This is a genomic window from Brevibacillus gelatini, from assembly GCF_050920745.1.
GTDB lineage: Bacteria > Bacillota > Bacilli > Brevibacillales > Brevibacillaceae > Brevibacillus > Brevibacillus gelatini.
In genome coordinates this window covers 2,854,699-2,869,954 of sequence record NZ_CP154342.1, presented here as the reverse complement: position 1 = coordinate 2,869,954, position 15,256 = coordinate 2,854,699, and the positions used below count along the sequence as shown (strand labels likewise).

Below are 15,256 nucleotides of genomic sequence, written 5' to 3'. Positions count from 1 at the left end.
CTTTGTGTCCGCACAAAGAGGTTTTTTGTTTGCCAACAGGACATGAGGGAAAGACAACGAGAGGAAAGAAAAAGAAGCTTAGGGGGAAGATAAAGTCATGAGCCAAAAAAACTATGTAGACGTTGATGAAATACCGCATATTTCCAATTTGCTGCCATTGTCCATTCAACACTTGTTCGCGATGTTTGGATCAACGGTGCTGGTGCCGATCCTGACCGGACTGGATGCCGCTACCGCCCTTTTGACGAGCGGGATCGGGACGCTGCTGTTCCTCTTTATCACCAAAGGAAAAATTCCGAACTACCTTGGCTCGTCCTTCGCCTTCATCGGTCCGATTATCGCAGTAACGGCGTCGCACGGAGTCGGAACGGCCTTGCTCGGCTGTTTCCTGTCAGGGATCGTGTACATCATCGTAGCCGCCATTGTGCAAAAGGCAGGGGTTAAATGGCTGGACAAAGTGCTGCCGCCTGTTGTGATTGCTTCGGTTATCGTCGTCATCGGGCTTAGTCTTGCTGGTGTAGCGGTAGATATGGCAACAAAGGTGGCGGTAGACGGACAGCCGCAAATTTCGCTGACCTCGATTGAAATTTCGCTCGTGACCATGCTGGTGACTATCCTGGCAGCGGTGCTGCTGCGCGGCTTCCTTGGTCTGATTCCCATCCTGATCGGAATTATCGTCGGTTATGTGTACACGCTCGTGCGTCACCCTGGACTGATTGATTTTCAAAAGTTGAGGGAAGCAGAATGGTTTGCCGCTCCGCCATTCAAGGTGGGCGAAGTGATGAGTGTCATCGGTGACGGTTCAGCCTGGATCGCAGCGCTTGTCATCGCGCCAGTCGCGTTCGTTACCCTGGCCGAGCATCTGGGCCACCTTTTGGTAACAAGCAAGGTCATGGATCGCGACCTGATGAAAAATCCGGGCCTGCACCGCAGCCTGCTCGGGGATGGGATCGCTACTTCCCTGGCGGCTTTCATCGGCGGACCGCCTGCAACGACGTATGGTGAAAACATCGGGGTGCTCGCTATCACACGCGTATACAGCAGAGTAGTCATCGGTCTGGCTGCCGTATTCGCCATCCTGTTCGCCTTCATTGGCAAAATCAGCGCCCTGCTGATGACGATTCCGACGCCTGTGCTTGGCGGTGTCTCCATCATCCTGTTCGGAATTATTGCTGCGCAAGGCTTGCGGATGTATGTAGAAAACAAAGTGGATTTTGCCAACAAGCGCAACATGATCGTCGCGGCTGCCATCCTGGTAACGGGAATTGGCGGATACAAAATCAGCTTCGCCGGTATCGGGATGCTAAGCGACCTGACCATTGACAATATCGCATTCTCCACCTTCCTGGGAATCTTTTTGCACCTGATCCTGCCGGGCAAAGAGTCCGCGATGGGAGAAGCGTCCCGCGGAGACGAAAAACAAATTGCCTAAAACGTTCCTCGTACCTTTAAATCCAGTCCCGAGAGGCTGGCAAGGCAGAGAACGCTGTTTTGGCTGCCCAAAAATGGCGCCGGATCGGCTTCTTGTCTCGCTTGCCTTTCGAGAGGCGAGCATGACAGGAAGCTTTTTCTTTCGAGAAAACAGGAAAAAACAGAGTAACCGGAGGGATTTCCATGAACAACCTAGCGCACTTGATTGGCCTGAAAGACTTGTCCAAGCAACAGATCGTCCAGCTCCTGGACCGCGCGCAGCACTGGGCCGAGAGACCGGGCGAGCAGGCCGACATTCTGCACGGCCGCTTTGTGGCGAACCTGTTCTTTGAAGCCAGCACCAGAACCCGTTTTTCGTTCGAGGTGGCACAAAAGCGACTTGGCGCACATGTGTTGAACTTCATTCCGGAAACCTCCTCCACCGTAAAAGGCGAGACGGTGTACGACACGATCCGCACACTGGAAGCGATGGGCGTGGAAGCAGCCGTGATCCGCACGAAAAAAGAAGGACTGCTGCAAGAGCTCGCCCAAAGCGTCGACCTGAAGCTGGTTAACGCGGGCGACGGAACAAACGAGCATCCGACCCAATGTCTGCTCGACCTGCTGACCATGAAGCAGCAGTTCGGGATGCTGGAAGGCTTGACGGTCGCAATCATCGGAGACTTGCGTCACAGCCGTGTGCTCGGCTCGCATCTGCACGCCATGCCGAAGCTGGGCATGAATCTGATGCTCGCAGGCCCGCCTTCCATGATGCCAGCGCAAACCCCGCAAGGCGTCAAGGTTGTCGGCATGGAGGAAGCGGTTCAGACAGCAGACGTCGTGATGATGCTTCGCGTACAACTGGAGCGCCATGCCGAAACGCTCTACGTCTCCAAGGAAGAGTACCACAAGTCATACGGGCTCACACTTGAGCGGGCCAAAATGATGAAGCCAGGCGCGGTCATCATGCATCCGGCCCCGGTCAATCGCGGAGTTGAAATTCACACCGACCTGGTAGAATGCGAAACATCCTTGATTCAAAAACAAGTAACCAACGGAGTCGCAGCGAGAATGGCAGTGCTGGAAACTTTGCTGAAAGGGAGCGAGAAAAAATGGGAATCATCCTTGGAAACGGCAACGTACTGAATCAGGCGGGGGAACTCACTCCGGCAGAAATTTTGATAGAAGAAGGACGAATCGTGGCGATCGGGGAGAAGCTTTCCCGCGACGGCCATGAATGGGTAGATTGCAAAGGCGGGATGATTAGCGCGGGACTGATCGACGTCCACGTCCATCTGCGCGAGCCAGGCTTCGAGCATAAAGAAACGATTGCAACCGGAGCAAAAGCGGCGGTGCGCGGCGGCTTTACCACGATTGCCTGCATGCCGAACACGCGCCCGTCCATCGACAGCGTCGAAACAGTGACCTATATCCTGGACAAAGCGCGCGAAGCGGGACTGGCGCGCGTGATTCCGTACAGCGCAATCACCGTACGCCAACTGGGAAAAGAACTGACAGACTTCGCCGCCTTGAAAGAAGCGGGAATTTTTGCCCTGACTGATGACGGCGTCGGCGTACAGTCGACGGCGATGATGAAAAAAGCGATGAAAGCAGCAGCCGAGCTCGGAATCTCCATCGTGGCTCACTGCGAGGACGAAGACCTGCTGATCCCGGGAGCCGCCCTGCACGACGGCGTGGTCGCTGCACGCCACGGACTGCCTGGCATTCCTTCCGAGTCGGAGTCCATTCACGTCGGACGCGACATTTTGCTGGCGGAGCAGACAGGTGTGCACTACCACGTCTGCCACATCAGTGCCAAAGAATCCGTGCGTCTGGTGCGCGACGGAAAACGCGCCGGCGTCAACGTAACGTGCGAGGTGACACCGCACCATCTGCTGCTGTGCGACGAGGACATCCCGGACAGCCTGGATACGAACTGGAAAATGAATCCGCCGCTTCGTTCCCGCGAGGACCGTGCAGCGCTGATCGCCGGACTCAAGGACGGCACGATTGACATGATCGCCACAGACCATGCGCCACACACCCAGGAAGAAAAAGCAAACGGCATGGCCCGCGCGCCATTTGGCATCGTCGGTCTGGAGACAGCCTTCCCGCTGCTCTACACGAACCTCGTGCAAACAGGCGAGCTGACTTTGCAAAGACTGGTTGAACTTTTGACAGTGGAGCCAGCGAAAGCTTTCGGCCTGCCGTACGGACGGCTGGAGGTCGGGGCGGCAGCAGACATCACCGTCATTGACCTGACGACAGAAAAGACGATTGATCCGACAACTTTTGCGAGCAAAGGAACCAATACACCGTTCGCCGGATGGGCGTGCAAAGGATGGCCGATCCTGACACTGGTAGACGGCAAGATCGTCCATCATGACGCGTAGAGACTGGCAGCCAGTGTCCGCGGGAGAAGGCGGCTTTGACACGAAATTGAAGGAGGAGCATAGATGCGTGCAAGATTGATTTTGGAAGACGGAACAGAATTTATCGGAACGGCGTTCGGAGCGACGAAGGAATCCTACGGAGAAGTCGTCTTCAACACAGGACTGACAGGCTATCAGGAGGTTTTGTCTGACCCGTCCTACTGCGGGCAGATCGTAACCATGACCTACCCGCTGATCGGCAACTACGGGATCAACCGCGACGACTTCGAAGCGGTTCGTCCGTACATTCACGGCTTCGTCGTCCGCGAGCATTGCGATATGCCGGGCAACTGGCGGAATACGAACACGCTGGATGAGCTGCTGAAAACATACGACATCCCGGGGATTGCTGGCGTGGACACGCGGATGCTGACGCGAAAAATCCGCTACCACGGCACGATGAAGGGCATGATTACGACGAGCGAAGCCCCGTTGGCCGAACTGCTCGCCGCCCTGAACAACACCACCTTGATGACCGATCAAGTTTCCCGCGTCTCTACCAAAAGCGTATTTAGCTGCCCAGGCACAGGCCATCGCGTCGTACTGGTAGATTTCGGCTCCAAGCACGGCATTTTGCGCGAGCTGACCAAGCGAAACTGCGACGTGGTAGTCGTGCCGTACAACGTGACGGCAGAAGAAATCCACCGCATCCAGCCAGACGGCATCCTTTTGTCCAACGGCCCTGGCGACCCGAAAGACGTGCCGCAAGCAATCGAGATGATTCGCAGCATTCTGGGAGAATACCCGCTGTTCGGCATCTGTCTCGGCCATCAACTGTTCGCGCTCGCCTCTGGCGCCGACACGATGAAAATGAAATTCGGACACCGCGGCGGCAACCATCCGGTAAAAGAGCTGACAACCGGACGCACATACATTACTTCCCAAAACCACAGCTACGCTGTAAAAGAAGATTCGCTCGCAGGAACGGAGCTGGAAGTTACCCATATTGCCCTCAACGACGGAACTGTCGAAGGGCTGCGCAACAAAGCGAAGAACGCCTTCTCCGTCCAGTACCACCCGGAAGCGGCGCCAGGCCCATACGACTCCGGCTATCTGTTCGACCAGTTTCTTGCGATGCTGGAAACCGCTAAGGAGGAAAAGACTCATGCCAAAACTCGCTAATCTGAAAAAAATCCTCGTCATCGGGTCTGGTCCGATTGTCATCGGGCAGGCCGCCGAGTTTGACTACGCAGGCACACAGGCTTGCGAAGCGTTGAAGGAAGAAGGCATGGAGGTTGTCTTGATTAACTCCAACCCGGCGACCATCATGACGGACACCAACATGGCGGACAAAGTGTACATTGAGCCGATCACGCCTGAGTTTGTCGCGCGTGTCATCCGCCAGGAAAAGCCGGACGGACTTTTGCCTACGCTCGGCGGACAAACGGGTCTGAACATGGCCGTCGCTCTTGCGGAAGCGGGCATTTTGGAAGAGGAAAATGTGAAGCTGCTCGGTACGAAGCTGGAATCGATCAAGCAGGCGGAAGACCGCGAACTGTTCCGCGCGCTCATGAAAGAGCTGGGCGAGCCGGTACCGGAATCCGTGATTGTCAGCACCGTAGAGGAAGCCGTAGATTTTGCCAATGAAATCGGCTACCCAATCATCGTGCGCCCTGCCTACACCTTGGGCGGAACTGGCGGCGGCATTTGCGAAGACGAAGAAAGCCTGCGCGAAATTGTGGCGAGCGGCCTGAAATACTCGCCGATTACACAATGCCTGATCGAGCGCAGCATTGCCGGCATGAAAGAAATCGAGTACGAAGTCATGCGCGATGCCAACGACAACTGCATCGTCGTCTGCAACATGGAAAACATCGACCCGGTCGGCGTGCACACAGGTGACTCCATCGTCGTAGCGCCGAGCCAGACGCTTGCGGACCGCGAGTATCAAATGCTGCGCTCGTCTGCGCTGAACATCATCCGCGCACTCGGCATCGAAGGCGGCTGCAATGTGCAATACGCGCTCGATCCGCACAGCTTCCAATACTACGTCATCGAGGTAAACCCGCGCGTGAGCCGTTCGTCTGCGCTCGCTTCCAAGGCGACAGGCTACCCGATTGCCAAAATGGCGGCGAAAATCGCCATCGGCTACACCCTGGATGAGCTGAAAAACCCGGTAACGGGACAAACGTATGCCTGCTTCGAGCCGACACTCGACTACATCGTCAGCAAAATCCCGCGCTGGCCTTTTGACAAGTTCCAGTCTGCCAACCGCAAGCTCGGTACGCAAATGAAAGCGACTGGCGAAGTCATGGCGATCGGACGCACGTTTGAAGAGTCAATCATGAAAGCGATCCGTTCCCTGGAGATCGGCACGTACCATATCGAGATCAAAGGAACAGAAGAAATCAGCGATGAGGAACTGAAGGCCCGTCTGGTGCAAGCGGACGACGAGCGGCTGTTCCTGTTGGCAGAGGCGCTGCGCCGCGGCTGGACCATCGAGCAGCTGCACAGCCTGACGAAGATCGACCTGTTCTTCTTGCACAAATTCCAGAAAATGGTTTATTTTGAAAAAGAGCTGGCAAACGGCTTGACGGCGGAGAAGCTGTTTGAAGCAAAACGGATGGGCTTCACCGACCGCAAAATCGCCGAACTGTGCGGCGAGACGGAAGAGGCAGTCCGCGCGCTGCGCAAGGAAAAAGGCTATGTCCCTGTGTACAAAATGGTCGACACGTGTGCAGCCGAATTTGAAGCGCAAACCCCGTATTACTACTCCAGCTATGAGGTAGAGGACGAGCGCATCGAAACAGGCAAAAAACGCGTGGTCGTGCTCGGCTCCGGCCCGATTCGCATCGGCCAGGGGATCGAATTTGACTATGCGACCGTGCATGCAGTCTGGGCATTGCGCGAAGCTGGCTACGAGGCTGTGATTATCAACAACAACCCGGAAACGGTATCGACAGACTTCAACACTTCGGATCGCCTGTACTTCGAGCCGCTGTACATCGAAGACGTGATGAACATTCTCGACGTGGAAAAACCGGAAGGCGTAATCGTCCAATTCGGCGGTCAAACCGCGATCAACCTGGCTGATAAACTGGCAGAGCGCGGCATCAAGATACTCGGAACGAGCCTGGAAAACATCGACGCAGCGGAAAACCGCGAGAAGTTCGAAGCGCTGCTGCGCAGCCTCGACATCGCGCAACCGCCAGGCAAAACCGTAACCTCCGTAGAGCAAGCAGTGGTCGCAGCGGAAGCGCTCGGCTTCCCGGTACTCGTGCGCCCATCGTACGTACTTGGCGGACGCGCCATGGAAATCGTCTACAATCAGGCTGAGCTTTTGGAGTACATGGAAAAAGCGGTGAAGGTCAACCCGGATCATCCGGTACTGGTCGACCGTTACATGGTCGGCGTAGAGGCCGAAGTCGATGCGATCTGCGACGGGGAGAACGTCCTGATCCCAGGCATCATGGAGCACATCGAGCGTGCAGGGGTGCACTCCGGCGACTCCATCGCGGTTTATCCGCCGCAATCATTGTCCCAGGCGATCAAGGACGAGCTGATCGAAATGACGACGAAGATCGCGCGGGCGCTGCAAATCAAAGGGCTGCTCAACATCCAGTTTGTCATCTACAAAGACCGTCCGTATGTGATCGAGGTTAACCCGCGTTCGTCCCGTACCGTGCCATTCCTGTCCAAGGTGACAGGCATCCCGATGGCGAACATCGCGACGAAAGCGATTCTCGGCCACTCCATCGTCGAACAAGGGTTCACGCCTGGCTACCATCCGGAAGAATCTGTCGTATCGGTAAAAGTGCCCGTGTTCTCCTTTGCGAAGCTGCGCCGCGTCGATATTACGCTCGGACCGGAAATGAAATCCACCGGGGAAGTCATGGGCCGCGAAAGCACCCTCGCCAAGGCGCTGTACAAAGGGCTGCTCGCAGCAGGCATGAACATCCCGACGCAAGGCACCTTGCTCGTCACGGTTGCCGACAAAGACAAGCAAGAGGCGCTCGCCATCGTGAAACGCTTCCGTCAGCTTGGCTTCAAGCTGATGGCGACAGCGGGCACAGCGGATTATCTGGAACAGGCTGGCCTGCCTGTGACGCGTGTCAACAAACTGTCCGAGGGCACGCCGAATCTGCTCGACGTGATCCATACCGGCGAGGCCAAGATCGTGCTCAACACGCTGACCAAAGGCAAAACGCCGCAGCGCGACGGCTTCCGCATTCGCCGTGAGGCAGTGGAGAACGGCGCAGTTTGCCTGACGTCGCTGGATACGGCTTCGGCTCTGTTGCACGTACTGGAAACGATCACCTTCTCGACAGAAGCGATGCCTGCCCAGCGCGCAGGTGCCAAAGTCGCCACGGTGACTGCATAAACGGACCCAAGCCATTACGGCAGGAAGAAAAAAGGGGAGAGCAGTGTGCAACAACAACTGACAGATGTGCGGGAGCGTATGATTGTTGCGCTCGACTTTTCCAGCATGGATGAAGTGAAAAAATGCCTGGAGCGGTTGCAAGGGCATATCCGCTACGTAAAAGTGGGGATGGAGCTGGCCTATGCCGAAGGGCCTGCCATCGTTGCGTACCTGAAAGAACAAGGCTTGAAGGTGTTCGTCGACTTGAAGGTGCACGACATTCCCAACACAGCCAAAGGCGCGATGAAAAGCCTTGCCCGTCTCGGAGCGGACATGGTTAACGTCCATGCGGCTGGCGGCACAGCGATGATGGCAGCGGCGAGGGAAGGACTGGAGCAGGGGACAGCGGCTGGCGCTCGTCGTCCTCTCCTGATCGGCGTGACGATGCTGACCTCAACAGGCAAGCAAACGATGAACGACGAGCTGGCAATTCCAGGCACGGTGGAAGACGTAGTGGTACACTACGCGAAGCTGACCAAGCAGGCTGGACTGGACGGGGTTGTCGCTTCACCGCTGGAAGTGCCGCTGATTAAAAAGGCGGCGGGCGACTCGTTCGTCACCGTCACACCCGGCATTCGCCCGCTGGGGACAGACCAGGGCGACCAGACGCGGATTACGACGCCGGAACAGGCATTCCGCCTGGGCAGCGACTATCTCGTGATCGGACGCGCCATCACCGGAGCAAGCGATCCGGCAGGCGTATGGCAAAGCATTGTGGCAGCGGTCGAGGCAGATCGTGCGTAACAAGCATTCACGCGGGAAGGGATGGAAGAAATGACGACAACGACAACGGCGAAACAGATTGCGGCGCACCTTTTGGAAATCGGAGCGGTTCACCTGCGCCCGGAACAGCCTTTTACCTGGACTTCCGGGATCAAATCCCCGATTTATTGCGACAACCGGATTACGATGTCTTATCCGCATGTTCGTCGGGCGATTGCGGGCGCGTTTGCCGCGCTTATCAAGGAGCGTTATCCGGACGCGCAAGTCGTGGCAGGAACAGCTACGGCGGGCATTCCGCACGCGGCCTGGGTCGCGGAGCTGCTCGACCTGCCGATGATTTACGTGCGGGACAAGGCCAAAGGCCACGGCAGACAAAACCAGATCGAGGGTGCGCTGTCCACAGGGCAAAAAGTAGTGGTCATCGAAGACTTGATTTCCACAGGCGGCAGCTCCCTGAAAGCAGCACAGGCGGTTCAGGCAGAAGGCGGCGAAGTGCTTGGCGTGGTGGCGATTTTCAGCTACCAGTTCCCCGATGCCGAAGCTTTGTTTGCCGAAGCAGGCATTCCTTGCACGACCATTTCCAATTACACGGCACTGCTTGAGGCAGCAAAAGAGCAAGGCGTGATTACCGCTGAGCAGGAAAACGTGCTGGGCGAATGGCGCAAATCCCCGCGGACGTTTTTTGAATAATACAAGGATGTTGCAAAAACTTGCGAAGAGTGGAGACAGTCGGGAAGACTGCTCCACTCTTTTTTTCAGCAAGCGGGTTGTGGGTGCGGGTCAGCTCAATTGTTTCACCCGGATGTTCACCCCTTCTGCTTCGTAATAGGCAGTGATCCACGGCTCATCGGCCTGCGACGCAGCCAGGCTTTCCGGAAAAAAGAGGCCTGGTGTCGCTGCTGTGCCCTTGTCTGCCAGTATGCGCTGGGCCTGGATGGCCGCGCCTGTCGCCGTCAAATGAGTCTGCCCGTTTGGATCGCTGATCTCTACCTGGCGACGGATGCGCACGCCGCGCTGATCGCGGCCCGCAATCTGAACGACGACTTCGTGAGCCGCGCCCTGGCCCGGGTTGTACAGGATGCTTTGCCGCAGCTTTTGCCCGAGCAGCTTCCATATGCCGCTGCGCACGAGCGAAACGAGCGCCGTCGTCGCCCATTTCTGATCGAAAGCGATGCGGAAGATGGCGGAGGTGACAGACGGCACCTGCACGAGCGTCAGGTGATCGGGAGTGTCCAGCCGGTAGCAGTTCGTGCGAAAGCCGCCCGGAAACGTAACGGCAAGCGGCTCGGACATGGGCAATACCGTTCGCGCCGCGCCTTTCGTGTAGATGTCAAACGGAATGGTCAAACGGTTCATGTAGGCGGCAGAATCCGGCCCGGCCTTGTCCTGCATAGCGTACAGCGCAAAAATGTCGATTGTTACATCTTGCAGGTCAGCGGCATGCAGTTTGCCAAACAGGGCGGGCGTGCCTGCCATCCAGCCGGAGGTGAGAACGACGGGAGACTGCAGCTCGCTTTTGCTCAGCCGCTCGATTGCGCGCGTGAATCGCTCGGTCCAGCGCGTAATGTCGACAACTGGAATGCGGCGCGAGACGGCAGCAAGCAACAGGGAGTCATCCGGATCGTTGACCGCGTTGATGATGAGCGACAAGTCATCAGGAGCGTGGGCAAGCGGATCTTGCGCGGTCGTGTCTACGAATAGCGAATGCAGCCGCGGGGAAGCGAAAGGAAGCGGCTTTCCCGGATGTCTGCCGCCCAAGAGCAATTGCAACTCCTGGTTTTGATCGTGCAAAATTTTCGCGATTTGGCTGCCGACGGTCCCATACCCGCCTGCAATTAATACTTTTTTCTCCATTTTCTCACGCACTCCTTAGATTAAAGGTTTATTCGTTTAAGTTTATTAACATAAGGAGGTTAAGAAAAGGGACACTTTGTCCCGTGGTGCTGGCTGCGATGGCGTTCTAACACTCTTCCTCCACAAACTGAACAAGCTGCTTAAACAGGCTGATCGCCTCCGCAATTTCCAGACGGTAGTAAATCTCTGTCCCTTTCTTCTGCGCCTGAAGCAACCCAGCCTGCCGCAAAATTTTCAAATGGTGCGAAACTGTCGGTCTGGACATGGGAATGTGTTCCGCGATTTGCGAGACGTTCAAGCTCTCCTTGTCAATCAGCAGCGCGACGATTTGCTGGCGAACCGGATCGCCCAGTCCTTGGAAATAGGGGCTTAATTGCATGAAAATTTGAATGGCTTTTTCGGTACAGGTTGGCTGACTCATCGCTACACTCCGTTAATAAACTTAATCATTTGAACGTAGTATAAAGCTTCTTCCTTTTCTTTGCAACACGAAACCTCGGCTTTGCAGTATCCATTCCAAAAGGATTGGTTGTCCGTTTCAAGGGACCAACTGCTCATTTGCGTTTTACCATATTCTGCTTGCAGGACGTTTGCATTATAATAAAGACATTCGCGCTCCGTTTTCGGATGGGATGGAAGACTTTTTCCCTAGAATGGAAGTCATGCCATCGCAAGCTGCACATACATAAAAACGATGAAAACGATGGCAGAGGATGAAGCACATGACGAAGATCGAGATCATAAAAAGCATGCTGAGCGATGACAAGGAAAACGCGCATGCATGGTTTCTGTTGGGATTGGAGCAAGCGGAGCGGGGGAATCACACGGAGGCAATGCAGGCCTTTACGAAAGCGCTCGCGTATGGAAACGAAAAAATAAAGGGAAAAATCGTGACGGAGCTGAACAGGCTTAAGGAAGATACAGCGTTATTTGCAACGGGAAAAGGGAGCGAAAGGCGGGCAACCTCTCCCTGCCTCTTGACACCCGCTGCACAGATTCCCATGTTTGAGCGCGGCAGCGGGAAAACAGTTGCGAAACAGGAGGAACGATCTGCTGTTACGACCCGCTATCAAGCTGTTGGCGGTTTAGAGCACGTAAAAGCAGCGATTCACGACACGCTTTTTGCTTCCGCACGACAGACGGAGGGGCACGCTGAACTTGGCCCGCGAAAGGGAGTCCTTCTCTACGGTCCACCAGGGTGCGGCAAGTCGTTGCTTGCCAAAGCGACAGCAGAAGAATACGGCGCTCACTTTTTGCCTGTGCCTGCAGCGGTCAGTGGAGATACTGTTTTGGGCAGGGCGGAGTCGTTTGTGCCTTCCGTATATGGGCATGCGGCTTCCAAAGAAGCAGCGTGTCTCGTTTTTTTAGATGAGCTGGACGGGGCTTTTTGTCAGCCGGACGCCTTCGCTTCCTCGCGCAGCTTACCGCCTGCCGGAAAGTGGCTTTCGCAGCTGAGGGAGCTGAAGATTGACAAGGACAGACTGCGCGTTTTGGGAGCGACAAATGTGCCGTGGGAAATCGACCTGGCCTGGATGCGGGAAAACGGCTTCGAGCGTCTGCTTTTTGTCGGGCCACCCGATCGGGCTGCACGAGAAGATATTTTCCGCCTGAAACTGCAAGACCGTCCCTCGGAGCCGATTGACTACTCCCAACTGGCAGGCTGGACCGAGTATTATTCGGGAGCGGATATTGAATACGTGGTAGAACTGGCAACCGAGCAGGTTTTCCATGATCTGCTGACAAAAGGAATCGAAAGGCCGATCCAGATGAGCGACCTGCGGGAATCGATAGCGGCAACCCGGCCGACGACAATCGAGTGGCTCAGGACAATCAAGGAGCATTTGCCAAAGATCAACGCGGGCGGCGATTATGCGGCTGTGGAACAATATTTGGCGATGCATCGGCGTATTTGAAAAAGGAGGACCGCATTCGCGAAAAAGCGAGTCAGGCGGCGCCTCCTTTTTTACGGAATAGAAACAATATTGACGCAACGTCTGTCTTTCTTTAATCTGAGGATAATCGAGCGTATTCAGCAAATAATGGGAGGAATCGACATGAAGCTGTACGACATTTCCCGACCGCTGTCGGAAGCTACGCCGACCTGGCCAGGTGATACCGCTTATTGCTATACCGTAAACTGGCCGAAGGCGGAGAGTGGCTCCGTCAATGTAGGAAAGCTCGTGATGAGCATCCATACAGGAACACATGTAGATGCTCCGTTTCATTTTGATGACGACGGCAAAAAGACGCTGGAATTGCCGCTCGATCTGTATGTGGGGGCGGCGAGAGTCGTCGATGTGTCGGGGCGCACGAGCGTTGGCGCTGACGATTTTGCAGGAGTTGATCTGTCCGGCGTGACGCGCTTGCTGCTGAAAACATTGTCGTGGTCCGATCCTCATCAGTTTCCCCAAGAGATATGCTACCTCCGGCCTGATTTGCCGCCGTATCTTGCCGAAAAAGGCATCCGGCTGCTCGGCGTGGATGTGCCTTCTGTCGACCCGCTGGACAGCAAGGAGCTGCCTGCGCATCATGGCTTGCACCGGCATGGCATCTATATATTGGAAGGGCTTTTGCTGGACGAGATCGAGCCTGGCGATTACGAGCTGATTGCGCTGCCGCTCGCCCTGGCGGATGCCGATGGCAGTCCTGTCCGCGCCGTTCTGCGCCGCTGACGCTATAGCGAACGCGATCACAGGCGAAAAACCGTCCATACCGGGAAGCGGCATGCACGGTTTTTCAGTGGCTTTATCTCAACTTACTTCCTGCGTGATTTGCAAAAGAGGGGAGGTCTTCTCGATGACATCCCAGTTCATGCACACGTCTCATGCGCGGCAGCGCGAGATCTGGAAGCAATTCTTCGCAGGTGTTTAGCTTGATAAGGCAGCCGTTTTCTCTAATAATAACGGTGTGCAACAATAATCCAGTCAGCATGGTTAGCGTACGGAAGGAAGGAAACAGCATATGGAACCGATGAGCTTTGTCCTTTTTGGTGCTACAGGAGATTTGGCAAAACGCAAAATTTTTCCAGCTTTGTTCAATCTGTTTGTCGATAAAAAGCTGCCCGTTGCCTTTTCCATTGTCGGCGTAGGCAGAAGGGCCTGGTCTGATACAGAGTTTATCCAAAGTGTGGAGCAGTCCATCCGGGATTTTTCCCGTCGCCACGACATCGACCGGGCGCTGCTTGAGCCGTTTTTGTCGGCGTTTTCGTATGTGGCAGTCGATGTGACGGACGCTCTTGCATACGCGCCGCTGTTGGAACGGATCGAGCAACGGGAAAAAGAGCTGCATCTCCCGCAAAACCGCATGTTCTATCTGTCGGTGGCCCCCGAATATTTTGAGGTGATCGCAGCCAACATCCAGAAGAGCGGACTCGGCTCTGTGCAAGGCTGGAAGCGCCTGATTATCGAAAAGCCGTTCGGGCGTGACCTGCAATCGGCGGAAGACTTGAACCAAAAGCTGACGCAGGCTTTTGCCGAAGAAGAGATTTACCGGATCGATCATTATTTGGGCAAGGCCATGGTGCAAAATCTGGAGGCGCTGGAGTTTGCCAACCCGGTTCTGGCTGCGCTTTGGAACAATCAGCACATTGCGAACGTGCAGATTACGGCCAGCGAGACGGTCGGAGTGGAGGAAAGAGCAGGCTTTTACGAGCAGGCCGGAGCGCTTCGCGATATGGTGCAAAACCACATGCTGCAAATGCTGATGATGGTCGCCATGCACATCCCCAAGCGGATTACGGCAACCGATATTCGGGCACAAAAGCGCAAGGTGATGGAGGCAGTGCGGCCAATGGCAATCGAAGAGGTGGCGAAAAACGTCGTGCGCGCCCAGTATGGCCCAGGGCAAATCGGGCAGACGCCTGTTGTCGGCTACCGGGACGAGCCTGGCGTATCGCCTGCATCCATGACGGAAACGTATATTGCGGCACGTGTCTGGATTGACGATCCGTTCTGGAGCGGAGTGCCTTTTTACATTCGCACCGGAAAACGGCTGAAAGAAAAGGCAACCCGCATCGTCATTGAGTTCAAAAATCCTTTGGAGCAGCTTTATCGGGAGCAGCAAGAAAAGACAGCGCCCAACCTGCTCATCATCAACGTGCACCCCAATGAAGGAATCGCCTTGCAGTTGAATAGCAAGAATCCGGCCAATAGCGGAAAAATTGAGCCTGTAACGGTCAATTTCAACTCAGGCCACAAGGACGTTCCCGAGGCGTACGAGCGGCTGCTGTTTGATGCGCTGCGCGGAGATTCAACCTACTTTGCCCACTGGAACGAAGTGCGCCTGTCGTGGAAATGGGTGGAGCCGATCCTTGCCGCCTTCGAACGCAATCTCGTTCCGCTTGTGACCTATGAGGCTGGTTCACACGGACCCGAGGCCGCGTGCGAATTGCTTCGCGAAGAAGGATTTTCCTGGTGGCTGGATAATATAGAAGAACGGGAGCTGGCGCCCATGCATGGGTAAGAGGCGCCAGACTCTG

12 protein-coding genes are annotated in these 15,256 nt (G+C 55.6%); 10 read left to right on the top strand and 2 right to left on the bottom strand.

Annotated elements, in window-relative coordinates; translation table 11 throughout:
* Positions 1 to 97 precede the first annotated feature (97 nt).
* From AAFJ72_RS13780 to pyrE, 7 genes are all read left to right on the top strand, one after another.
* Entirely contained in the window at positions 98 to 1,432 is a 1,335-nt protein-coding gene (locus tag AAFJ72_RS13780) for a solute carrier family 23 protein (protein WP_432774370.1), read from the top strand.
* A 182-nt stretch (positions 1,433 to 1,614) separates the two neighbouring features.
* A complete protein-coding gene (locus tag AAFJ72_RS13775; protein ID WP_432774369.1) occupies positions 1,615 to 2,556 on the top strand; it encodes an aspartate carbamoyltransferase catalytic subunit in 942 nt (313 codons plus the stop codon).
* Positions 2,523 to 3,803: a dihydroorotase gene (locus tag AAFJ72_RS13770; protein WP_432774368.1), complete on the top strand. Its 1,281-nt coding sequence runs from the start codon at positions 2,523 to 2,525 to the stop codon at positions 3,801 to 3,803. The genes AAFJ72_RS13775 and AAFJ72_RS13770 overlap by 34 nt, the downstream gene beginning before the upstream one ends.
* 63 nt (positions 3,804 to 3,866) lie before the next feature.
* Positions 3,867 to 4,964 carry a carbamoyl phosphate synthase small subunit gene (locus tag AAFJ72_RS13765; protein ID WP_432774367.1) on the top strand — a complete coding sequence of 366 codons (1,098 nt, stop codon included), beginning with the start codon at positions 3,867 to 3,869 and terminating at the stop codon, positions 4,962 to 4,964.
* On the top strand, positions 4,948 to 8,163 hold the full coding sequence (gene carB, locus AAFJ72_RS13760) for a carbamoyl-phosphate synthase large subunit (RefSeq protein ID WP_432774366.1): 3,216 nt from the start codon (positions 4,948 to 4,950) through the stop codon (positions 8,161 to 8,163). Before AAFJ72_RS13765 ends, carB begins: the two co-directional genes overlap by 17 nt.
* 45 nt (positions 8,164 to 8,208) lie before the next feature.
* Positions 8,209 to 8,946 carry an orotidine-5'-phosphate decarboxylase gene (gene pyrF / locus AAFJ72_RS13755; protein WP_432774365.1) on the top strand — a complete coding sequence of 246 codons (738 nt, stop codon included), beginning with the start codon at positions 8,209 to 8,211 and terminating at the stop codon, positions 8,944 to 8,946.
* A gap of 30 nt (positions 8,947 to 8,976) precedes the next feature.
* Positions 8,977 to 9,615 (top strand): orotate phosphoribosyltransferase, encoded by a 639-nt coding sequence (gene pyrE / locus AAFJ72_RS13750; RefSeq protein WP_432774364.1) that lies wholly within the window; start codon positions 8,977 to 8,979, stop codon positions 9,613 to 9,615.
* Positions 9,616 to 9,705: 90 nt separating this feature from the next.
* Here pyrE and AAFJ72_RS13745 read toward each other — a convergent pair whose 3' ends face one another.
* On the bottom strand, positions 9,706 to 10,779 hold the full coding sequence (locus tag AAFJ72_RS13745) for a saccharopine dehydrogenase (protein ID WP_432774363.1): 1,074 nt from the start codon (positions 10,777 to 10,779) through the stop codon (positions 9,706 to 9,708).
* Positions 10,780 to 10,885: 106 nt separating this feature from the next.
* Complete coding sequence (locus AAFJ72_RS13740; RefSeq protein WP_432774362.1) at positions 10,886 to 11,200, bottom strand: ArsR/SmtB family transcription factor; 315 nt, start codon at positions 11,198 to 11,200, stop codon at positions 10,886 to 10,888.
* 301 nt (positions 11,201 to 11,501) lie between these two features.
* On the opposite strand from AAFJ72_RS13740, the gene AAFJ72_RS13735 reads away from it, so the two are divergent.
* The 3 genes from AAFJ72_RS13735 to zwf all read left to right on the top strand — a co-directional run bounded on the left by AAFJ72_RS13735 (position 11,502) and on the right by zwf (position 15,240).
* Positions 11,502 to 12,692, top strand: coding sequence for an AAA family ATPase (locus AAFJ72_RS13735; protein WP_432774361.1), 1,191 nt, complete (start codon positions 11,502 to 11,504; stop codon positions 12,690 to 12,692).
* Positions 12,693 to 12,833: 141 nt separating this feature from the next.
* Positions 12,834 to 13,451, top strand: coding sequence for an arylformamidase (kynB, locus tag AAFJ72_RS13730; protein WP_432774360.1), 618 nt, complete (start codon positions 12,834 to 12,836; stop codon positions 13,449 to 13,451).
* Positions 13,452 to 13,740: 289 nt separating this feature from the next.
* Complete coding sequence (zwf, locus tag AAFJ72_RS13725) at positions 13,741 to 15,240, top strand: glucose-6-phosphate dehydrogenase (RefSeq protein WP_432774359.1); 1,500 nt, start codon at positions 13,741 to 13,743, stop codon at positions 15,238 to 15,240.
* Positions 15,241 to 15,256 lie beyond the last annotated feature (16 nt).